Source organism: Bdellovibrio sp. BIS2 (assembly GCF_055398295.1).
The window spans coordinates 3,312,503-3,334,397 of the sequence record NZ_AP035879.1 but is presented as its reverse complement, the minus strand read 5'-3'; the positions used below and the strand labels follow the sequence as shown (position 1 = coordinate 3,334,397).

General features: G+C 50.8%; 22 protein-coding genes and 1 pseudogene. 15 read left to right on the top strand and 8 right to left on the bottom strand.

All coding sequences use genetic code 11. The features are described 5' to 3' along the window. Window positions 1-118 precede the first annotated feature (118 nt). The gene (locus ACZ520_RS15835) at window positions 119-952 is read left to right on the top strand and encodes a flagellin N-terminal helical domain-containing protein (protein WP_011165687.1); all 834 of its coding nucleotides are present in this window, start codon (window positions 119-121) and stop codon (window positions 950-952) included. A gap of 47 nt (window positions 953-999) precedes the next feature. On the opposite strand, the gene ACZ520_RS15830 is transcribed toward ACZ520_RS15835, so the two are convergent. From ACZ520_RS15830 to ACZ520_RS15820, 3 genes are all read right to left on the bottom strand, one after another. After that, window positions 1,000-2,445 (bottom strand): methyl-accepting chemotaxis protein, encoded by a 1,446-nt coding sequence (locus ACZ520_RS15830; RefSeq protein ID WP_374031225.1) that lies wholly within the window; start codon window positions 2,443-2,445, stop codon window positions 1,000-1,002. Between the two features lie 233 nt (window positions 2,446-2,678). Further along, window positions 2,679-3,176 carry a hypothetical protein gene (locus ACZ520_RS15825; RefSeq protein ID WP_088564195.1) on the bottom strand — a complete coding sequence of 166 codons (498 nt, stop codon included), beginning with the start codon at window positions 3,174-3,176 and terminating at the stop codon, window positions 2,679-2,681. A 70-nt stretch (window positions 3,177-3,246) separates the two neighbouring features. Next, window positions 3,247-5,535, bottom strand: coding sequence for an ATP-dependent helicase (locus ACZ520_RS15820; protein WP_464126457.1), 2,289 nt, complete (start codon window positions 5,533-5,535; stop codon window positions 3,247-3,249). Between the two features lie 173 nt (window positions 5,536-5,708). On the opposite strand from ACZ520_RS15820, the gene ACZ520_RS15815 reads away from it, so the two are divergent. Then, window positions 5,709-7,046: a hypothetical protein gene (locus tag ACZ520_RS15815; protein WP_464126455.1), complete on the top strand. Its 1,338-nt coding sequence runs from the start codon at window positions 5,709-5,711 to the stop codon at window positions 7,044-7,046. Further along, window positions 7,047-7,646 carry a hypothetical protein gene (locus ACZ520_RS15810; RefSeq protein WP_416479961.1) on the top strand — a complete coding sequence of 200 codons (600 nt, stop codon included), beginning with the start codon at window positions 7,047-7,049 and terminating at the stop codon, window positions 7,644-7,646. 61 nt (window positions 7,647-7,707) lie between these two features. On the opposite strand, the gene ACZ520_RS15805 is transcribed toward ACZ520_RS15810, so the two are convergent. Then, on the bottom strand, window positions 7,708-8,517 hold the full coding sequence (locus ACZ520_RS15805) for an SPOR domain-containing protein (protein WP_232469049.1): 810 nt from the start codon (window positions 8,515-8,517) through the stop codon (window positions 7,708-7,710). 133 nt (window positions 8,518-8,650) lie between these two features. Between ACZ520_RS15805 and ACZ520_RS15800 the strand changes: the two genes are divergently transcribed. Then, window positions 8,651-9,502 (top strand): inositol monophosphatase family protein, encoded by an 852-nt coding sequence (locus ACZ520_RS15800; protein WP_088564199.1) that lies wholly within the window; start codon window positions 8,651-8,653, stop codon window positions 9,500-9,502. Here ACZ520_RS15800 and ACZ520_RS15795 read toward each other — a convergent pair. The 4 genes from ACZ520_RS15795 to ACZ520_RS15780 form a co-directional block, all read right to left on the bottom strand. Then, on the bottom strand, window positions 9,499-10,284 hold the full coding sequence (locus tag ACZ520_RS15795; protein ID WP_464126452.1) for a murein L,D-transpeptidase catalytic domain family protein: 786 nt from the start codon (window positions 10,282-10,284) through the stop codon (window positions 9,499-9,501). The two genes, ACZ520_RS15800 and ACZ520_RS15795, sit on opposite strands and share 4 nt — an antisense overlap. Window positions 10,285-10,390: 106 nt before the next feature. Then, window positions 10,391-10,930 (bottom strand): hypothetical protein, encoded by a 540-nt coding sequence (locus ACZ520_RS15790; RefSeq protein ID WP_374031222.1) that lies wholly within the window; start codon window positions 10,928-10,930, stop codon window positions 10,391-10,393. Between the two features lie 174 nt (window positions 10,931-11,104). Continuing rightward, entirely contained in the window at window positions 11,105-11,401 is a 297-nt protein-coding gene (locus ACZ520_RS15785) for a hypothetical protein (protein ID WP_088564202.1), read from the bottom strand. A 32-nt stretch (window positions 11,402-11,433) separates the two neighbouring features. Then, a complete protein-coding gene (locus tag ACZ520_RS15780) occupies window positions 11,434-11,715 on the bottom strand; it encodes a CsbD family protein (RefSeq protein WP_088564203.1) in 282 nt (93 codons plus the stop codon). 224 nt (window positions 11,716-11,939) lie between these two features. On the opposite strand from ACZ520_RS15780, the gene ACZ520_RS15775 reads away from it, so the two are divergent. The 11 genes and pseudogenes from ACZ520_RS15775 to ACZ520_RS15725 all read left to right on the top strand — a co-directional run bounded on the left by ACZ520_RS15775 (window position 11,940) and on the right by ACZ520_RS15725 (window position 21,856). Then, a complete protein-coding gene (locus tag ACZ520_RS15775) occupies window positions 11,940-12,503 on the top strand; it encodes a flagellar basal body-associated FliL family protein (RefSeq protein ID WP_232469051.1) in 564 nt (187 codons plus the stop codon). Window positions 12,504-12,512: 9 nt separating this feature from the next. Then, entirely contained in the window at window positions 12,513-13,514 is a 1,002-nt protein-coding gene (gene fliM, locus ACZ520_RS15770; RefSeq protein ID WP_088564204.1) for a flagellar motor switch protein FliM, read from the top strand. A gap of 125 nt (window positions 13,515-13,639) precedes the next feature. Further along, a pseudogene (gene fliN / locus ACZ520_RS15765) lies at window positions 13,640-13,891 on the top strand (flagellar motor switch protein FliN); the annotation flags it as partial. 11 nt (window positions 13,892-13,902) lie between these two features. Further along, window positions 13,903-14,571 (top strand): FliO/MopB family protein, encoded by a 669-nt coding sequence (locus ACZ520_RS15760; RefSeq protein ID WP_374031220.1) that lies wholly within the window; start codon window positions 13,903-13,905, stop codon window positions 14,569-14,571. Next, window positions 14,568-15,326: a flagellar type III secretion system pore protein FliP gene (gene fliP, locus ACZ520_RS15755; RefSeq protein ID WP_088564207.1), complete on the top strand. Its 759-nt coding sequence runs from the start codon at window positions 14,568-14,570 to the stop codon at window positions 15,324-15,326. Before ACZ520_RS15760 ends, fliP begins: the two co-directional genes overlap by 4 nt. A gap of 8 nt (window positions 15,327-15,334) precedes the next feature. Continuing rightward, window positions 15,335-15,607, top strand: coding sequence for a flagellar biosynthesis protein FliQ (fliQ, locus tag ACZ520_RS15750; RefSeq protein ID WP_088564208.1), 273 nt, complete (start codon window positions 15,335-15,337; stop codon window positions 15,605-15,607). Then, the gene (gene fliR / locus ACZ520_RS15745) at window positions 15,607-16,386 is read left to right on the top strand and encodes a flagellar biosynthetic protein FliR (RefSeq protein ID WP_088564209.1); all 780 of its coding nucleotides are present in this window, start codon (window positions 15,607-15,609) and stop codon (window positions 16,384-16,386) included. The genes fliQ and fliR overlap by 1 nt, the downstream gene beginning before the upstream one ends. Before the next feature lie 32 nt (window positions 16,387-16,418). Further along, complete coding sequence (gene flhB / locus ACZ520_RS15740) at window positions 16,419-17,480, top strand: flagellar biosynthesis protein FlhB (protein WP_088564210.1); 1,062 nt, start codon at window positions 16,419-16,421, stop codon at window positions 17,478-17,480. Then, window positions 17,480-19,579: a flagellar biosynthesis protein FlhA gene (gene flhA, locus ACZ520_RS15735; protein ID WP_464126447.1), complete on the top strand. Its 2,100-nt coding sequence runs from the start codon at window positions 17,480-17,482 to the stop codon at window positions 19,577-19,579. The genes flhB and flhA overlap by 1 nt, the downstream gene beginning before the upstream one ends. Continuing rightward, complete coding sequence (flhF, locus tag ACZ520_RS15730; protein ID WP_464126445.1) at window positions 19,569-21,029, top strand: flagellar biosynthesis protein FlhF; 1,461 nt, start codon at window positions 19,569-19,571, stop codon at window positions 21,027-21,029. The genes flhA and flhF overlap by 11 nt, the downstream gene beginning before the upstream one ends. Continuing rightward, entirely contained in the window at window positions 21,026-21,856 is an 831-nt protein-coding gene (locus ACZ520_RS15725) for a MinD/ParA family protein (RefSeq protein ID WP_088564213.1), read from the top strand. The genes flhF and ACZ520_RS15725 overlap by 4 nt, the downstream gene beginning before the upstream one ends. Window positions 21,857-21,895: the final 39 nt, after the last annotated feature.

Sequence of the window (21,895 nt, the reverse complement as noted above, 5' to 3'; positions counted from 1 at the left end):
TGAAGTACATTCAGGATCACCCGAATAGTTCAGCAGAACACAACCGCAAACTCGGATGTAGGCGGTCAACTATTCAAGGAGGCTAAGCCATGGTTATGACGAAGTAGCGAGGAAATAAATGGGAATGAGAGTAACAACCAATATTGCAGCCCTGAACGCCCAAAGAAATCTGGCGGGTTCGCAAAGAATCGTAAATGATTCTATGGCCAAACTCGCTTCGGGCAGTCGAATCAACAAAGCGGCAGATGATGCTGCGGGCTTGGCGATTTCGGAAGGGTTGAAGGCACAGATCCGTTCTGCAGCTCAGGCTCAAAGAAATGCCAACGATGGTATTTCCATGATCCAGACGGCAGAGGGCGGTCTGAATGAAGTCGGCAACATTATTGTGCGTCTGCGCGAACTGGCGATCCAGTCGGCCTCTGACACTGTCGGGGAAACCGAGCGCGGGATGCTTAATAAAGAGGTGACACAGTTGACCAGTGAAATGCAGCGTATTGCCAAGTCCACGACTTGGGGTACGACCAAACTGCTGGATGGCTCTGCGCCGAAGTTTGATTTCCAGGTCGGCATCGGCAACGACGATTTCGCGGATCGCATCAGCTTTAATGCGGGCGAACACGCGGCGACGCTGGATGCTCTGGGCTTGGAAGGACTGGATTTCTCTTCGAAAGAAGGGGCACAAACGGCACTGAAACGACTGGACGATGCGCAGACGAATGTCAGCGGCACCAGAGCTTATCTGGGGGCATTGCAGAATCGACTGACATCGACAGTGGATAATCTGGGTGTGACTCAGGAAAACCTGTCCGCTGCCAACAGCCGTATCCGTGATACTGATGTTGCAACAGCATCCAGTGAGATGGTCAGAAATAATATTTTACTGCAGGCAGGAACTTCGATTCTGTCTCAGGCAAATCAAGCAAACCAGTTGGCGTTAAAGCTGATCGGTTAGCAAGTACTCCGTTAGGGGCCCTTTCCCAGGGGCCCCTTTTTTTTGTCTTAAGCGGCCTTGCGGCCTTCGATCAATCCACGCAGATCCGAAATCAGCGAATCCACAGCTTCGGTTTTTTCATTGAGCTCTTTGGCAATGGAAGAAACCTGCTCTGAAGCTTTGGTATTGCTTTGTGATGTGGTGTCCAGGCTGACCAGGGCGCCGGAGACCTGCTGAATACCCAGACGCTGTTCTTCGCTGGAAGAAGCGATGTCCTGGTTATAAGAAGACACTTTTTCAATGTCCTTATGGATGCGGGTAAGAACATCCTGGCTTTGGCCGGCCTTGGAAACGCCCTCTTCAATATAGCTGGCACTTTTTGAAATCAGCTCAGAGATTTCTTTGGCAGAGACAGAACTTCTTTGTGCCAAAGAGCGCACGGCTTCGGCGACCACGGCAAATCCGCGACCAGCTTCTCCGGCGCGCGCCGCTTCAACGGCGGCATTCAGTGCCAGCAAGTTGGTTTGGAAGGAGATGTCCTCGATGATATTGATGATATCCTGCATTTTTCTGGAACTGTCGCTGATTTTTTCCATCGAGCTCATCAGTTGTTTGATAGCGCCCGAACCGTCTTCAGCGGAGGTTTTGGATTCTTCGGAAGCGACCTTGGCCAGCAGGGCGCGTTCGCTGCTGATTTTCACAATGGACTCTATCTGACTGATGGAGGCCGTGCTGGCTTCCAGCATCGAAGAGGCTTTGCTTGCGCCGTTTTGCACGGTCAGGCTGGTTTCAGAAAGATAGCTGGCGGCCTTATGCACCTCTTGTGAGTTGTCTGCCAGGGCGTCACAAATCTGCTTCACAGTTCTTGCGATGGAAGAGGAAGCAAAGAATGAAACCAGGCCCGCCAGAACGATTGAAACGGCAGCAAAGACCGTCACCCAAAAGCGCGCCTGCTCTTCAGCGCTGGTGGCCATGTGGGCTGACTGATCGGCATACTGAATTTGGTATGTGGTTTCACGCAAAAGAGGCTCATAGATTTTTTGGGCTTTTCCGGGGCACACGTCGCGAATCAGGGAAACGACCTTACTTTCGTTTTCCTTGAACTGCGCACTCATCGCAAGGACTTCGCCTCCAAAGGACTTGAATTCATTCCATCCGGCGATGAACTCTTTATAGCTGGTGCGGTCTTTGGCGGCAGGATCAATCTTCTCGTAAGCTTCAATGTGCTTTTCAAGATTGATGATCTGTTCTTTGGACTTTTCGATATAAACGTTCACTTCTTCCTGCGTGTTGCCGGCAAGTCCAATGCTGCGAACATGGATGCGAAGCTCGCGAATGGTCGCACGAAGGTCGGCAAGCTCTTTCAGTGAGGGCAGATTTTCATGCGCAACGATGCCGTACTCGGCACTGACTTTATTAAGAAAGAAAAAACCCAAAGCACCGCTGGTGGCTGCAAGCAGAGCAACGGACAGTCCCATCACGGTCAGTTTTGCTTTTAAACTCCAAGTCTTCATAACGGTCCTTAAAAACAATTGTTAAAAAATATTAACCTTGTTTTTACATCGGAGCGATTCAACCAAACATGAGATAAAAGAATTAAAGAGAGGAAGTTTCAACGTTCTGAATAAGAAGAACGGGTGATAGAGATTCAAATCTCCGAGAGGCATTCGGGTTAATATTTGGAGGCCGAATAAAAAAAAAGCCCGGGCAGGCCGGGCTTTTTTTAAGTCTGTTTCAGCTCTTCAAACTAGAAGTTGAAAGAGTAAACTGCGGAAGTGAAATCCACAGAAGACGCAGTGTCTTCGTCGAACCAGTTCCATACTTCGAAACGCTCGATGCCGATAGCGCCAGCGCCGTTGGCAAGTTTGTATTGAGCACCGTAACGGAAGCTTGGGCCAACAACAGTTTTATCGTCAGCGCCATCCATTTTGATCATGGAGATGCCCACGCCTGGAGCCAGGAAAGCAGTCACGTTGGAAGCTTCAACAAGTCTTACGAAAGAGTGTGCACCAAAGCTCAATACTTGAGGGATGCCAGCGTCTTTCTTTTCAGTTTGCATGAATACGTATGCACCCAGTGCGCCTTGAGCATCGTCGAATTCCATACGGCCACCGATGTTCAATGCAGAACTGGTCATACCCAGATTGATGCTGGCAGTTTTGTTGCCGCCATAGGAAGCAACGTTTCTAGCTGCGAAGGCAGCAGAAGAGGATAGAAGACAAAGGACAACGATCAACTTTTTCATTAATTACTCCTTGTTAGTAACCCGAAGAAGTTTGTCAGTTATCCTCATTTTGGCAACAAAAAAAATATGACTACACGCGCTCCAAGCGGGCGTACTTTACAACGAATTTCTTCACAGTGTTATCCGTGAACATCACGCTGACTTTGAAGTTTTCGCCCGTGCCCTCGGTCGCATACACCGTGCCGACGCCAAATGTCGGGTGTCTTACGCGCATGCCCTTTGAGAACTGCGCCGATCCGCCCCCTTCATTTTCGTAATCCGGGAAGTCCTGTGCATCATCATAGCTCTGCGTGCGCGCGCGATTGCGATCGCTGCTTGTGGCGCCCCATTTCGGCGTGCCGCCAAAGTCAGAGTCATAAGAGCTGGAACCATAGCGGGCCATAAAGCGCGGCGCTTCAGCCGACGTTTTAAAGTCGATCAGGTTCTGCGGGATCTCCTTAATGAATCGCGAAGGAGGATTGAACTGTTCCTGGCCCCACACGCGTCTCATCTTTGCGTAGGTCAGCCAAAGTTTCTGACGAGCGCGGGTCATGCCCACGTAAGCCAGGCGGCGTTCCTCCTCGACATCTTGTTCGTTGTCGCTTTCTGCACTGCGAGCGCTTGGGAACAGATTTTCCTCAAGTCCCACAACAAACACGTACGGATACTCAAGACCCTTGGAGATGTGCAGGGTCATCATGGTGACCGAGTTCTGCTCCTGATCCAGAGAGTCCACGTCATTTACCAAAGCCATTTCTTCCAGGAAGCTGATCAATGTCGATTCTTCGCCACGCTCTTGCACGAACTGGGCAATGGCGTTGTCCAGTTCTTCCAAGTTTTCGATGCGGGCCTGGGATTCCGGGGATTCGTCTTTTTTCAAAGCCGCCAGATATTCAGTGCGATCCAGAACCACGGCAAAGAATTCCAGCAGTTTCAGATGCTGGGCATTTTGCTGAAGGTCTTTCATCAGATCGATAATGCGACGGATCTTGCCCGTGGTGCCGGCATTGAACAGGCGCTCTTCACAGGCTTTTTCGGCCGCTTCGAACATGCTCAGGTTTTTGTGAGCCGCGTATTCTTCAATTTTTTCGATGGTGGTTTTGCCAATACCGCGCGCCGGAACATTGATGATGCGTTTTAAGGCGATATCATCCGCCGGATTGATGGACAGCTTCATGTAGGAAATCATGTCCTTGATCTCCATACGCTCATAGAAGCGCACGCCGCCCACCAAGCGGTACGGAATTCCCATGGTGCGCAGTTGTTCTTCCAGAACACGAGACTGGGCATTGGTGCGATAGAAAATCGCATAATCATTGTACGAGCCTTCGCCCTCATTCATCATCGACTGAATGGTTTTCGCAACAAAGCGGCCTTCCTCGTATTCGTTCTTTTCCTCGCGCACGTGAATCAGGTCACCCGCGTCGTTGGAGGTGAAAAGAGTTTTGTCTTTGCGCTGGGAATTGTTTTTGATCACGGCCGTGGCGCCATTGACGATGTTGGCGCTGGATCGGTAATTTTCCTCAAGCTTGATCACCTTCGCATCACGGAAGTCTTTTTCAAAATCCAGGATGTTTTTGATGTCGGCCCCACGCCAACTGTAGATGGACTGATCCTCGTCACCCACTACGCACAAGTTGCGGTGAGCGGAAGCCAGCATCTGAACCAGCAGATACTGAATGTGATTGGTGTCCTGATACTCGTCCACCATGATGTAGCGGAACTTTTTCTGATACATCTGCAGAACATCAGGGTACATGCGGAACAGATCATAGGTTTTCAAAAGCAGATCATCGAAATCAAGGCTGTTGGCCTTTTTCATTTCGCGCTCATAGGCTTTGTAAACTTCCACGGTCTTTTGATCCATCAGACGCTTCGAGGACTTTTCCAAACCTTCCGGGGAAAGACCCATCATCTTGGCGCTGCTGATGCGGCTCTGGAAGTTTTTCGCGGGATACATCTTGTCGTTGATATCCAGGGCGGTCATGACTTTTTTGATCTGGCTGAGCTGATCCGAAGAATCGTAAATTCCGAAGAAAGGCTTGTAATCAAGAAGCGTGATGTGCTGGCGCAGAACACGAACGCAGAAACTGTGGAAGGTGCTGATCCAAAGCTGGGTTTGAACCACGGCCCCCATGTCAGACAGGATCTTGTAAATACGGTGTTCCATCTCTTTGGCGGCCTTGTTGGTAAAGGTCACGCACAGAATTTCATCGGAAGCCGCGACCCCCTGGCCGATCATGTTGGCCATGCGGTGGGTAAGGACGCGGGTTTTGCCAGATCCGGCGCCAGCAAGGATAAGCAAAGGCCCTTCCAGGGTTTCGACGGCATCCTTCTGCGCGGGGTTCAGATTTTTCGTAACAAAATCAAGTACATCCATGGCGGCTTCCTTAATGTGCGTTTGCAGGGGCTGTCGAACTTCTGGTGAGACTGACAAAGTTTGTCTATCCATAAGTTTTCATTGAGGTTTTCGCCATTTTCCACTATAACTATAACGCAATAAGTCAAGTGAGCGAGGAAACCCCTCCGTTTATAGAACTTAGAGAGGACTTTGTGAAGCGCGTTTTTAGCCGGATCACAGCAGCAATTGTAATGGCAAGCACCTTGGGTGCTTGTGCCCCGCAGTCTGACAGCGCTGATCAGTCCGGCAATGTCCGTGTACTGGCGCCACAAAGCAATTCCAAGGCTGGTTATTCGCTCCAGACCGTGGAACTGCTGGGGATTGAGGACCTGCAAACCGTCACCGGGAAATTCGTTCGCTTCTTCCTCAGCCCCCGTATCACCAACAACACTTTGCACGGCCGTCCTGCCGTGGCTCGTTTTATCAAAAACAAATCCGGCGATTTTATCCCGGCCAACGAAATGACCCAGCAACTGGTCACCATTTATGCTCACACTCAGAAACTGGCGCTGCTGGATGAAGAATTGGGCGCCGGTGGTGTGAACCAGTGGCCGCGTGATGTGGGTGTCGGCGTTCGGGTGAAAGGTTCTTCCGGCGCCAACAACGCATTCTATGACGGTGCCACCGATTCCATGCTGGTCGTGCCTTATACGCAAGACGGTCTGGCAATTGCCATCAATGGTGGGATTCTGGCTCATGAACATTTCCATTCATTGTTCTTCAAACTGGTTTTGAAAGATGTTGTCGATGAAGACACGGGTGTTCACAGTCGTGAATCTTTCATGGATGACGCGGCTATTGTGCAAGAGGATCTGTCCGGCCGTGGTCGCCGTGAAAAACCGGTTCTGATCGGGGATGAACTGGATGAAGCCACGCTATTGAAGTTCCACCGCCTGGCGATGATGCGCGGCCTGAATGAAGGCCTGGCTGACTTCTGGGGCTGGATGTACACCGGGAACCCTGATTTCATCGCCCAGTCCCTGCCAAGCCAGAAGCGTGTTCGCTCTTTGGAAGTCAGTGATTTGTTTGGCATCTATGAGCTTCCGAACAAAACCGTTGTGCGCAACAACCTGGAATTGTTCCATGCTTCCGGTGAACGTGCGAAGTTCCGCGATTACGTGACAGGTTATGCCTACACCGTGGGAACGCAGTTTTCCCGTGTGTTGAAAAAGTTCACCGACATTTACTCTAAAGAGCGCGGCCTTGAGGATCTGGCCGCCCGCAAAGAAGTGGCGAAACTGGTTGTCAAGATGCTGCCCTCTTTGAAAGCCGAACTGGCTGAAAAGAAAGACACTTATTACACTCACGATCAGTTCATGCAAAGCTTTGTGAAAGAGCTGGGCGAAATGAAAAAGAAAGAATGCGAGTTCCTGGCCGAGGTTCTGGAAACTTCTGCTGAGACTCCGATGGTTTACTCCTGCGTTGAAGAAACCGGCTGGGTGATCAAGTCGGCGACAGCCCCAAATCCTGAAGTCGGGGAAGTGAAGTAAATGAAAGTCATCGCAGGTCTGCTGTTATTCCTGATGTCCGTGAGTGCTTTCGCTCAAGAGTCGCGCATGAAGCTGCCGGCTGAAAAGCCGGTTTCTCTGCTGGCTGCCTATCCTCTGAATTATGAATTGCGCTATGAGCGTGGCAACTCCGGCGATCTGGAAGCCCGGCAGCCGCAGAATTTTTCCCTGGGATATCACCGCAACAGCTACAGCCTTCTGGTGGAGTACGCGAGCTTCACTGATACCACGGGCAACAGCACCTCCAGCATCGAACGCCGTCATCAGGACATGACTGTGTGGGGCCGTTACAATGCCTTAAGCGGGCAGGACGGTGGTATGCGCGGGGTGATCTATTTCGGCGCCGGCCTCGGCGGCTATGAAGAAGAGGTCATCACACGATTCATGACGGACAGTCGTTCTGACAAAACCGGAATGAAAGTGATGGGTGGTCTTTCTGCGGGCCTGGAGCTGTTTATTTTAAGCACCAGCCAGTTTGGTGTGACTGTCGGCATGGAAGGCCGTGCCTTGGTGGGATCTGATTTTGATCCGAATCCAACTTTGGGTGCTGTTCTGCGTGCGGGCCTGGTGGTTCCGCTATAAAAAAAGCCCCGTTCTTTCGAACGAGGCTTCCTTAGGAATTTAACTATAAGCGGGTTAACAATTACTCAGTGATCTTTTGCACGATCGCAGAGCCGACTTTCGCTTTGCTCACAAGCTCTGTGCGATAAGCTTGAGCTTCTTTCTGAGTCGCAAACTGGCCAACACTTACGCGGAACCAAGTTTTGCCTTTGATGTTTGCCGGGATATAGAACGCGCTGTAGCCTTTGTTTTTCAGATCAGAAGCCATTTTCTGAGCTTCGGCTTCGTCAGCATAAGAAGCCACTTGCACAGTGAATTTACCCACTGCGAATTGCGCTACGTCTTTAGGAAGGGAGGAAGGCAGACGGTCTTCTTTCGTCGCTGCTTTCTTTTCTGCTGCTTCCAAAGTTGTTGGAGCTTTGCCTGCCGCTACGTTTTTCGCAGCTTCAGATGGTTCGTTGTGCTGGGTTACTGGAGTTTTGTCACCTTTGGTTGGATTCGGTTTGTGAGTCTCAACTTTTGGTTCTTTGGATTCAACTTTTGTTTCAGCGATTTCGCCGTGGTGACCGGCAGGAGCCGCGTGTTCACCGTGAGCTGGTGTTGCTTCGTGTTCAGTTGTTGCCGGAGTCGTTTCGTCAGCCACGAATTCTTCAGCCAGTTTCGCGATTTCTTCATCCGTCATCGCGCCCACTTTGCCTTCAGAAGTCCCGTGTTCAGAAACAGAAGCCACTTCACGCTCTTGGGTGTGAGAGGATTTCTGAGGTTCCAAGGCAGCCAGTTGATGTTGGTTGTCACTGTACTTCTTGCCTACAAATGTACCGATAGAGAAAGACAGCAAAGAAATAAAGAAAACTAAAGCTAGTTTCACCATCACATCCGTTTTAGAACTCATTTTTTCAATCCTCATAATTTTTAAACCCGCTTGAATGCTTAAGTTTCGGGCCCTTCCTTTGGCCCTGCAAACATGTTAGCGTTAATCCTCTGAACTGGTCAATCATCCAAGGGTCCTGCCCGAAGGGGAAAGCGTGGAAAACAGCGTAAAATCAAGGGATTGGAAGCAGGTCTTAGGTCAAGCTATTGAAGCGGTCAACCTGGGTCGCCAAGTGCTTCTCAATTATTTCGGTAACTTAGAGCACGTCGAGGAAAAGTTCCAAGCCGGCCTTGTCAGCGAAGCCGACAAAGAATCAGAAAGAGTCATTGCAGAGCATCTTAGGAAAAATTTTCCGGAAATCGAGTTCCTGGGCGAGGAAACCTTCGCGGCTTCTCACGGAACCGGGACAAAGGTCGCGTGGAGCAAGGCCGGCGCAAACGGGCGCTGGATCCTGGATCCACTGGATGGGACTACAAACTATGTTCATCGTTTTCCGATTTTCTGCATCAGCCTGGGTTTGGAAATTGACGGTCAGATTCAGCTCGCGGTGATTGATGTGCCGATGTTGAATGAAACCTACACCGCGATCCGCGGTCAGGGTGCATTCGTTAATGGCAAGCCTTTGCGAGTCAGCAAGAACACCGAACTGAAGAAAGGCCTGCTGGCGACGGGTTTTGTGTCCGAGCATGAACATGTGATTTCTGAACAGCTAAGAATCTTTGATGACATGGTTCGCAAGTGCCGTGGTGTGCGTCGCCCTGGGGCGGCTGCTTATGATCTGGCACAAGTGGCGCGCGGTGTGTTTGACGGCTATTGGGAGCGCAACATTCAGCCGTGGGATGCGGCTGCAGGAATTTTGCTGGTTGAGGAAGCGGGCGGTGTCGTGCAGACCTACCGTGGTGAGGCCTACACGCCTTATAAGAACTCGATCGTGGCTGGAAATCCCACGATGGTCACAGAGATTCAGAAGGTCCTTGTGCCCCGCCTGAGCGAAGGCACTGATTAATTCTTTTTCTTGGTTGAAACCAGACGGCCTGACTGAGCCTCATCAACCAAAGCCGGGTGGTAGTGATAAATCACACTGCCACCTTTCAACAGCGGAATCAGTTTTTCCGCCATCGACAAAGACAACGCCGGGCAACCCCAGCTTAAACCCAAACGGCCATAAGGCTGCCCGGTCTTTTGATTGACCATATTGATAAAGTCTTCGCCGACATACCACGCGCCATGAACAACGATATCGCGATTGTAGGCCTGATCGTTCGATCTTTGCAGGCCGTACATGCGCAGGGTTTTTCCATAAGAGCCGGTGTACACTTCACCTGTCAGATAAATGCCCAAGGAGGTCTGGCGGGAATCCTTGGTGTTACTGAAGCGATAGGCATAGTTGCCCTCACCACTGCCGATACCGTGAGAGGTATAGTATTTTTCCACGGCTCCATTGCGCAAGTTGATGAAGTAAAAACGTCGCTGGGTGGACGGGGCAGAGTAATCGATGATGACAACGTACTGCGGGCTGTTCAGGGTGACGTACTTGCTGCTGCGGTTGCGTTTTACCTCTTCACAAGGGCGCACACTGGTCGGATCTTTGCCTTCACAGGTGTAAGTGTCCTGTTGAAAGCTGCGGCCCCGGTTTTCATACATGAATTTATTTAAACGATTGACGGCGTCGGCGGGCACGCCCTGGGAGATGATTTTACGATTGATGTCGTCCTGCTGGGCTGCCGAGGCAGAAAAAGCGGTGCAGAAAAGCACTGTTCCCAGAATGTATGGCAAGGCATTTTTCATCAAGGTCCCCTTGTAAATAAGAGACCTTATATTACGCCCTTTTCGGGAAAGAAACTGTCAGAATTTTTGACAGGTATAAAACACAAAAAGGGCGCTCTAGATACGTTTAATTCAAGCGGATACGGAAAGAACCGAAGGTCACCGTTTCGGAGTACTCAATACCGTTGTCAGCTTTCACGTGCTTGCGGGTGCGGATAATAACATCCACGTCCTGGGGGACTTCTCTGGTTTTAAAGAAGGACACAGACTGCTCTTGTACCGCGCCCTGATTCAGGTGCTCGAGGCTGGTTTGCAGCAGAACTTCAGAGTATTTGTTCACCAAAAGCATTTCATAGTTGCTGTAGGTGACTTCTACGTTGGCGCCGTTGGGTGCAACATAGGATTCGTGCGTCGGAGCGGAATCAAGAACCCACTGGGCATTTTGACATTTCACCATGGCTACGCGCAGGGTGGTTTGTTGTTCTTCATCGCTGGAAGAGGCGTTGATCAAAGACAACTGAACAACTTTGGCTTTTGCTTCCGGTGTGCCACGGGAAGAGTCGCAATAAGCAACAGAACCATCGATAACCTTGTTCAAAGTGATGTCAGCGTGTGCCGCACCAGCAGCCAAAAGCATGGATAGGACAGAAAAAACCAGACGAGCCATGGATACCCCCTTAAAAGTGATCCACTAAATACCACCAAGTGTATGTGCTTTTCAACAAAGGGATAAGTTCCAGAAAAGATTTTTTATTAGGGAGCACAAAGGGAGCGGTTTTTTTGCCCGCCAAGGGTGGATATAGGAAAGACAGGGGAGGAGTTGTGGCTCCTCCCTGAAGCCTCAATGGCTGAATTTGTTTTTGATTTCAGCTATTTTATCACCGACTTTGTCGCCCCACTTTTCCATGAAGCCTTTGACTTGGGTGTCATCAATGCCCACGGTGCTCATGGCTTGATGCACGCGTTTGTCGGCTTCTTCTCTGGAGATTCCTGTTTTGGCAGAAACCAGGGTGATCAGTTCGTCGGGATTTTTCATCGCTTTTTTTATTTCTTCGTCAGTCAGATTCAGACCGGCGAATTTCTGTTTCAGGGCGTTTGAAAAGTCCCCGAATTTGTTCTCAAATAACTGCTTGTCCATAACAACTCCTTCCCTCGACCAGAGTCGGGGGCTTAATGAGACAGCTTGTTTTTGATATCATCGATTTTCGAGTTCACTTTGTCTGCGGCGGATTCCGCTTTTCCCTCGAACTTTCTGTCCATGTTGGTCATGAATTCAGAAACTTGTTTTGACGCTTCCTCTTTGGAAAGTCCGATTTTCTGCTGAACCAAACCGCTTAAGGCTTCCATATTGCCTTTGGTTTTTTGGATGTCGTCGTCGGTCAGGGCACCCCATTTTTTGCGAAGCTCGCCTGATATTTCCTTGATTTTGCCTTGGAAGATATCCTTGTTCATAAGAACCTCCTTAGTCATTGTTGCTACCTTAATGGGGCGCCTGTTTGGCAAAATAGTCAAATTTTCGCGCCAAAACTTTGGCGCCTGTCATAGAATTACTACCCGGCAAACATTCACCACAGGGGCAAAAATTGCCCCAGTTCAAATATGTTGGACCGCAGTCACTGGCCCTCGGCGAAGGTCCTGTTGGCATCCGTGTTGCTTTCAATCTTGATAGGACCACTATGTGGTCATTCATCATGGAGGATGAAGTGGCTGAAGAAAAAGCGGCAGCATCGGATGTATCGTCAGCTCCGAGCGGGGGATCTGGACAAAAGCCTATTCTACTTATTGCCTTGGCGGTCGTTAATATGCTCGTCGTTGCGGGTGTTGGATTCATGCTCTATTCCAACCGCAAGAAAGAAGCGGCAGAACCTAAAATTGAACAAGTGATCAAGGGCGAAGCAGAAGCCCAGCACAAAGAAGCCACTGAAGAAAAAGAGGTCATCGGTAAGGTCGTGCCTCTGGAAACCTTTATTGTGAATCTGGCTGGCTCCAAGGGCCGTAAAGTCGCAAAAGTGAACATGGAGCTGGAAGTGACCGGCAGCCACGTCATGGAGGAACTGGAAAAACGCAAAGCCCAGATCCGCGACATCATTATCATTATTCTATCCAGCAAGACCTACGAGGATGTTTCCTCCAGGGAAGGCAAAGACAGTCTTCGCAGTGAAATCAAGGACACCATCAATTCTTTCCTGGTGCAGGGGAAGATTTCCAACGTGTTCTTCACCGAGTTTATCTATAACTAAGGCAGGACTATGAATCAGGTTCTTTCACAAAGTGAAGTGGATGCTCTGTTAGCCGCGGTCTCTGACGGGGACGTGGGCTCGCCGGAAGCAGCCAAGCCCGAAGCGCAGAACGTCGGCAAGGTCGACGAGCGCAAGATCGTATCTTATGATCTGACCAGCCAGGACCGCATTATTCGTGGCCGACTTCCGCAACTGGAAGTTATCTACGAAAAATTCATGCGTGCCTTCCGCGTGTCTTTGTCATCAGCTCTGCGTAAAATCGCCTCCATCACGCTGACTTCCACGGAATTCCTGAAATTCGGGGAGTTCATCAATACACTGCCAATGCCAACGTGCATGTCGGTGCTTCGTTTCGGAAACCTGCGTGGTTCCGCGCTGTTCGTGATCGAAAGCAAGCTGGCTTACGCCCTGGTGGACAGTTTCTTTGGCGGTGCCGACCGTCCTTACACGAAAATCGACGGCAAGGATTTCACCCCGATTGAGCTTTCTATTGTCCAAAAGGTGGTGGGCCTGGCGATCAACGATATGGAAATGGCCTGGGCCTCCATTGAAAAGATCGGCTGTTCTTTCGTTCGTACCGAGGTGAATCCGCAGTTCGTGGGTATCGTGCCTCCAACGGACGTGGTTATTGCCTCCACATTCGACGTGGAGCTTGAAAACGCGACGGGCACGATCTCTATCGTGATTCCTTACGCGACCATTGAACCGATCAAACAAAAACTGCAGACCGGTTTCCAGGTTGAAACCGATCAGACAGACAAAAAGCTTTGGACGGCGATCATCCAGGAACAGCTTCTGGAAACAGACATGGAGATCAAAGTGAACCTGGGCGAAACCGAGATCAAGCTGAAGGATCTTATGAACCTGAAAGTCGGCGATGTGATTCCGCTGGATCAGGATGCCTCAGGAGAGTTCGACGTGGCGGTCGAAGGTGTCAGAAAGTTTAAAGGTTATTACGGAATACATCATGGAACCGTGGCTGTGCAAGTGACCAGACCGGTGGAAAAGTAGGGGGATGAATGAGCGACGATACATTGGATAATCTGGCGGATCAGCTGGTTGCGGAAGCGGCCGGTATGGCTGAATCCAGCGGAAGAAAATCTTCCAGCGAAATGCCTGCACACAAAGACAGAAACCTGAGCCTGATCCTCGACATCCCTTTGAAAGTGTCCGTGGAGCTGGGCCGCACCAAAATGCCGGTGAGCGAGCTGCTGAACCTGACTCAAGGTTCTGTGATCGAGCTGAGCAAACTGGCGGGTGAGCCGATGGAAGTTTATGTGAACGACAAGTTGATCGCCCGCGGTGAAGCCGTGGTGGTGAACGAAAAGTTCGGTGTGCGTTTGACGGATATTATTTCACCTGCTGAGCGCGTAGAGCAGCTCAGATAAGAGGTATGAAAATGCGTTGGTTGCTTTCTTTGATCTTTGTAGTTTCAGTTTCTGCTCACGCGGAAGAGGCGTCGACGCCAACAGCGGCGGCGTCAGAATCCCAGGAGCTTTCCGCGGCGGCAACAGCAGAGCCAAAGGATGTCACTAAAAATGACAACCGCAAAGAGTCCGAGATTCTTCTGAATCTGGAGTCCAACAAGAAAGCGGCCTCTGAGGGCGGTGGCGTCTTCCGTATTCTTTTCACCCTGTCCATGCTGGGTGTGGTGGGTACGGGCGCGTACTTCTTCCTTAGAAAATACAAGATTCCCAAAGCGATGAAACATCAGACGCAGATCAAGGTTTTGCAACAGCACTACCTGGGTCCGAAGAAAAGTCTGGCGATCGTGCGTGTGGCGGGTGAATCCATCCTGATCGGCGTGACGGATCATAACATCTCCATGATCAAGTCCCTGTCCCTTCTGGATGACGAAGTGCCTGAAGAAGCACCGCAAAGCTTTGGCAAAGTTCTGGGTCAGTCTGCAGCCGCAGACGTGGACTTTACAGACACGGCAGACACAGAAGAAACTCCCGCTCCGCGCAAGCGCAGCGCCAAGGATCTGGATCTGGACGAGGAATTTGCGATCAGTGGAATCAAGGATATCGTTTCCAAACGTCTTAAAGGCATGAGGTCTTTTCAGTGATCAGAAATAAATGGGCTCTTTGGAGTCTGCTTCTTTTGCCTCTGGTATTCTTCTTCGGTTCCAGTGCGTTTGCCCAGGTGACATTGCCGACAATGAATCTGGGATTCAAGACAACCGACAACCCGAACGAGGTTGTGAATGCGGTTAAGTTGATCATGATCATGACGGTGCTGACTCTGGCACCGGCGATCCTGATCATGATGACCGGCTTCACGCGCATTATTATTGTGCTGTCCTTCCTGCGTCAGGCGATGGGCGTGCAGCAGATGCCGCCGAATCAGCTTTTGGTGGGTCTGGCTTTGTTTTTGACTTTCTTCGTGATGCAGCCGGCGTTCAATGAAATGAACACCAACGGCATTCAGCCTTACATGGCGGGCACGATTTCCCAGGATCAGGCGATTGAAAGGACTTTGGCGCCTCTGCGCAAGTTCATGTTCAATCAGACCCGTGATTCTGATCTGGCTTTGTTCATCAAACTTTCCAAAGTTGAAAAACCAAAAACCCGCGCGGATGTTCCGACGATGGTTCTGGTTCCGGCCTTTGTGGTGTCCGAATTGAAAACGGCCTTCCAGATCGGCTTTATCATCTTCCTGCCATTCCTGGTGATCGACATCGTCGCGGCCAGCGTTCTGATGGCGATGGGTATGATGATGCTTCCTCCGGTTGTGATTTCGTTGCCCTTTAAGATCATGCTTTTTGTCCTGGTGGATGGATGGGGTTTGCTCATCGGTTCCATGGTCAAGAGTTTCGGGTGAGGTGAAAGATGACAGATGAATTGGTAATCAGACTGGGACAGGACGCTCTTCGCACGACAGCCATGCTGGCGGCGCCGCTTTTGATCAGCACGCTGGTTGTGGGTTTGGCAGTCAGTATTTTCCAGGCTCTGACTCAGATCAACGAAGCGACTCTGACCTTCATTCCAAAAATGATCGTGGTGGCGGCGGTGTTTATCCTGGCCGGTCCATGGATGATGGATGTGATGAGTTCTTACACTGTGAACCTTTTTGAAAATATTGCCGTGATGGTGAGGGAATAGTGCTGAACTGGAGTACGATGACTGAGGCACAGATTCTGCTGTTTGCGCTGGTTCTTCTGCGCATGATCGCCTATGTCGTTTCCTCCGCGGTTTTTGGCTCTCCCTTGGTGAATACGCCGGTTAAAATCCTGCTTTCTTTGGTTTTAAGCATGGTGATCTTTCCGGTGGTGAAGGTCGGAAACGTCGATTATTCGCTAATTTCCAATGAAATCATTGGTTTGGCGGTCCGTGAACTGATTGTGGGTCTGGCGCTGGGTTTTTTAACCCGGTTGTTCTTCTTCGTGGTCAGTATGACAGGGGACCTGGTTTCCATGAGTATTGGCCTGAGCGCGGCTCAGCTTTATAACCCGATGATGGGCTCCCAGGGTGGGGTGATCGAGCAATTCTATTCTGCGATGGCGACCCTGGTGTTTTTGGCGATCAACGGTCACCACATGCTTATCAGTGCGATCGCGCAAAGTTATGAGCTTGTGCCGGTCAGTTCTTTGGCTTTGAATTTCGGTCCGTTTGCGGAAATCGCCGTATTCGGACAAGTTGCATTTGTGATGGCGATCAAGATGTGTGCCCCGGTCCTGGTGGCAATCCTGATTGCCAATCTGGCTATGGGTATTCTGGGAAGAGCGGTGCCCCAGATCAACGTCCTGGTAACAAGTATGCCAGTGACGATTATGCTGGGTATGGCAGTGGTGTTTATCTGCCTTCCGCTATTGATTATGGAAATGAATGGGGTTGTTGAAATCACAGCTAGCAAACTGTTCGATGTGATGAAACACTTATAGGGTAAGGCTTTTAAGTTCTAGGAAGGAACGAGATGGCTGAAGACAACGGCGAAAAGTCCGAAGAAGCAACGGAAGCGAGACGGGAAGAGTTTCGCAAAAAAGGGAACGTTGCACATACAAAGGAGCTGGGTTCCGCAGTAATGTTACTTGCGGCGGCTGGCGGCGTGTATGCTTTGGGTCGTTTCTTCTTCAAGGAAATGTACGAAGTCTTTCAGCATTCTTTCGGTGATGACATGGTGAAAATGGTGCGTGAAGGGAACTTCACCGAAGCAGCCCAGTACTGCGGTATGAAAGCCATGATCCTGATTGCGCCGGTTCTTTTGTTCGCCGGTATCATCGGTGCAGCCTCTTCCATCGTTCAGATCGGCTTCCTTCAGGTTGAAGACGCCGTTTCCCCTAACTTTGAAAAAGTAAATCCGGTTGAAGGCTTCAAGCGTGTCTTCAGCATGCGTGCTCTTGTTGAAGCTCTGAAATCCATTCTGAAAATGGGCGCCGTGGCCATGGTGCTTTACTTCCTGCTGCGCAGTGAAGTCACTCAGGTTCCTTACATGCTGACTTATTCCATCGACCAGATCATTGCCTATATCGGCGTGATCGTGGTGAAGCTTTTGGGTGGCGTTGGTGCGGTGATGCTGGTGATCGCCGGGGCGGATTACTTCTATCAGCGCTTTGACCTTGAAAAGAAAATGATGATGACCAAACAAGAGGTCAAAGAAGAACACAAGCAGCGCGAGGGTGATCCGATGATCAAATCGCGCATTCGCCGCATTCAGCGTGAAATGGCGAGCAAGCGCATGATGTCCGAGATTCCCAAGGCGGACGTCGTCATCACGAATCCGACCCACATCGCCGTGGTTTTGAAATACACCGACAATCTGCCAGCGCCGCAAATCGTGGCGATGGGCGCTGATCATGTGGCGGAAAAGATCAAGGAAATCGCGCGCGAAAACAATGTGCCTATCGTGGAAAACAAACCACTGGCGCGCACGATCTTCAAAACTTTGAAAATTGGACAGGTTATTCCCCGGGAGCTCTTCGTGGCTGTGGCTGAAGTGCTTTCATACGTTTACCGTTTGCGTAGGAAGAAAAGATAATGGATCAGTTGTTTCAGTTCTTAAAACGATTTGACAAGATCACCAAGAACACGGATTTGTTCATTGCCGTGGGCTTGCTTGCCGTGCTGGCCGTGATGATCATTCCGCTTCCGCCGATGATGCTGGACTTGGCACTGACCTTCTCTTTGGCAATCAGCATCCTGATCCTGCTGGTAAGTATCTATACTGACAGAGCCCTGGATTTCACATCCTTCCCGTCCTTGCTGCTGATGACGACTTTGTTCCGTCTGGCCCTGAACGTGGCCACAACCCGTCTGATTCTGACTCACGGACACGAGGGTGAGCAGGCCGCGGGTCACGTGATCGCTTCCTTTGCGAACTTCGTGGTCGGCGGAAACTATGTGATCGGTTTTGTGATGTTCCTGATTCTGATGATCATCAACTTCATGGTTATCACCAAGGGTTCCGGGCGCGTGGCGGAAGTTGCAGCTCGATTCACCTTGGATGCGATGCCTGGTAAGCAGATGTCCATCGATGCGGAACTGAACTCCGGTCACATCACGGAAGCTGAAGCGCGCAAGCGCCGTAAGCAGGTGGAAGGTGAAGCGGACTTCTACGGCGCGATGGATGGTGCCTCCAAGTTCGTGCGCGGTGATGCCATTGCCGGTATCATCATTACTCTGATCAACGTTATCGGCGGTCTGGGCATCGGTGTGATCCAAAAAGGTCTGGATGTCGGCACAGCCGCAAAATATTACACGATGCTGACGATCGGTGACGGTCTGTTGTCGCAGATTCCGGCGCTTGTGATCTCCACCGCAGCCGGTATCATTGTGACCCGTACTTCCAATTCCGACAAAGATGTCGGTGAAGAGGTGACTGGTCAATTGTTCGTGAAGCCTCGTGCCGTGATGATTTCAGGTGCAGTATTGGTTCTGATGGGGTTGGTGCCGGGCCTTCCGACATTGCCATTCCTGTTCATGGGTGGTGTTCTTTGTGCCACTGCATGGATCATCAAGAAAGCCCGTGCTGAACAGGCCGAAGCTGCCAAAAAGCAGTCCGATGCGGCTTTGTCTGCGCCGAAAAAAGAAAACATCGAAACGATGCTTCCGCTGGATATGGTCGAGCTGGAAGTGGGTTATGGTCTTATCAATATTGTTGAGTCCGATCACAGCGGGGATCTGTTGGAGCGTATCGTCAGCATCCGCAAGCAGTTTGCTTTGGATCTGGGGATCGTTGTTCCAAGCATTCATATCCGCGACAACCTGCAACTGGCGCCGGGCGAATACCGCCTGATGATCAAAGGCAATCGTGTGGGGGGCGGGACTCTTCGTCCGGAAGCCCTGCTGGCAATGGATCCGGGCAACGTGGCCGAGCGTATCGAGGGGATTCCAACGAAGGAACCGGCGTTTGGCCTTGATGCTTTGTGGATTTCGCCTGCGCGTAAAGAAGACGCTGAAATTGCCGGTTACACCGTGGTGGATCTGCCGACGGTCATGGCGACTCATCTTACCGAGATCATCCGCACGCATGCGCATGAACTTCTGGGGCGTCAGGAAGCTTCCACTCTTATTGAGAACTTCAAGAAGTCCCATCCAAAAGTGGTTGAAGAGCTTATTCCGGATCTTCTGCCACTGGGATCTGTGGTTCGCGTGCTTCAGAACCTGTTGAAAGAACAGGTTTCCATCCGCGATCTTCTGACCATCTTTGAAACTTTGGCTGACGATGCTCCTCGTACAAAAGACATCGAGGTTCTGACAGAGCAAGTTCGCCGCAGCCTGGCTCGCGGTATCACTGCAAAATACACCACGGATATGGGCAATATTCCGGTGATGACTTTGCACCCGCATATTGAAGAGCTGATTGCCAATTCCCTGTTGCAGACAGAGCAAGGGGTTCAGTTGGTTATGGATCCGACGACGGCCCATCGTCTGATCAACGAAATCGCGCGGACGGTGGAACACCATCCGGAAGTGGCCGGTCAGCCGATCCTGCTGACCAGCCCGACATCGCGCCGTCATTTGTATAAGTTAACTTCCCGCTTTATCCCGCAGCTTGTGGTGCTTTCGCACAATGAGTTGTCTTCGGATGCGGATGTGAAATCGGTTGCACTCGTGGAGATGAGCCATGCAGGTTAAGAAATTTGAAGCACGTACCATGAAAGAAGCCCTTGAGATGGTCAAGACCCAGTTGGGTCCTGACGCCATCATCCTGTCGGCTCGTGACAACAACAAAAGCTTCGGCCTTGTCGGGGAAGGCAGTGTGGAAATCACTGCGGCGGTTTCCGAGGAAACCCTGCAAAAAAAGAAGTTTGCTGAATCCCGTCTGCGTGAGCAGGATCGTGTCAGATTCAACAACAGTTCCGCCCGTCAGCAAAAAGAACTGATCCACAAAATGGTGGAAAAGCATGTGCAAAAGAATACGGCGCCGGCTCCGATCACTCAGCGTCGTTATATCGACATCGAAGATGAGTCTGAATTTGGCCGCCAACAGAAGGTATCTGAAGAGCGAGTGCGCAACGCCGCTCAAAGAGCGTTGAATGCGTTCCAGGAACAAGATGAAATCTTCTCCCGCGGGGGCAATTCGGCGGCACGCAAGCCGGCGGCTCCGGCTCCGGCTCCGACCAAGGCGGCCCCAGCGGCAAGACCGGTGGTTGCGGCGGAAAGCCCGGAAGTGATTGCGCTAAAAAATGAAATTGCCAGCCTGAAACAGGTGATCACGCAGTTCCAGCAGATGCCTCAGACGTTCACGGGCTCACACCCGGGTGCGGACTATGGCATCAACTATGACCTGAGCTTTGTATTCGAAAAACTGACAAAAGCAGGCATGGCTCCGGAAATCGCGGCAGAAATCCTGACCACAGCTCAAGAGACTTTGCCGGCGCTGAAATTGAAGAATAAATCCCTGGTGGAAGCCTATGTGGCCCGCCACGTTTTGGACAATACCAAGATTTCCCAGAATCCGACGCATGGGAAGATCCACTGCTTTGTCGGCCCTGCGGGCAGCGGCAAAACTTCGGCATTGATCAAAATGGCCAGCCAGATGGTGGTGCGTGAAGGCAAGAAAATTGCTCTGTTCACAACCGACACTTTCAAGGTGGGCGCGGCGGATCAGATGAAGATTTATGCTCAGATTCTGAATGTGCCGTTCTCGGTGATTCGCACTCAGAATGACTGGACAAATCTGATGCGCTATCTGGCGAACGTGGACTGCGTGCTGGTCGATTACACAGGTCTTAGCCTTAAGAGCAATGAAGAAATTCAAATGCTGAAAAGCCTGCTGCCACCGGCGGCATTGAATCCGAACATCCATTTGACGTTGTCCACCAATGCCAAAGACAGCGATGCGACCGAGCTGGGTCGTCGTTACTCGGTCCTGGGCTATAAGGATGTGATCTTTACGTCTTTGGATGAATCAACCCAGCATGGAACGATTTACAACTTCATGAAGCGCTTTGATGTGCCATTGCATTCCTTCGGTATCGGGCCGCGTGTGCCTGAGGACTTTGAGTTTGCGACCAAAGAGCGTCTTTTGGATCTGATTTTCAGAATCACGAAATTTAAACAACAGGACTCTGAAGCTGTATGAGAAATTTGAATTCGTTTGATATGCAGCGCACGCGCACGATCAGTATCACGTCTGGCAAAGGCGGGGTGGGGAAGACCACGCTGGTGGCAAACCTGGCTCTGTCTTTGGCGCAAAAAGGTAAAAAGGTGCTGATTCTTGATGGGGACCTGGGGATGGCGAACGTGGACATCCTGTTCGGGGTTCGTCCGGCAGGAAACATGCACGACATTATCGCCGGTCGCAAAGAGATGCGCGACATTCTGATGGAAGTATCCAAGGACGTGTTCCTGATCCCAGGCGGCAGTGGCGTTGTTGAGTTCAATCATCTGAATCATTTCGAAAGAAGAGCCATGGTGGAGGCCGTCAGTGCCTTGCCCCTGGGCTTTGACTATCTGCTGATTGATACCGCTCCGGGCATTGCTGAAAATGTGTTGTTCCTGAACTCGGCTGCGCAGACGGTGTCGGTGGTGATCACGCCGGATCCGGCAAGTTTCGCGGATGCTTATGCGCTGATCAAGGTTCTGCACAAGCAGTACAAGGTCAATCACTTCTCTATCATTTGCAATCAAGTGCGTGATGAACAGGAAGGGCTGGGACTTTACCAGCGCTTCAACGATGTGGTGAACAAGTTCCTCTACATTGGTCTGGATTATTGGGGTTCGGTTCCCAATGACGTGGTTTTGCGAAAAGCAAACCAAATGCAGCGTCTCATCGTGAGACACGATATCAGTGCTGAATCTTCCAAGGCGATTCGTCAAATTTGTAATCAGGTGGAGAAATCCTCCAAGCAAATCGAGATCACTGGTGGCATGCAGATGTTCTGGGATCAGGTCGTGGGGAGCGCTTAGGTCCAACTCCACAGTTATGTGAGAATTGGACTTTTAGGG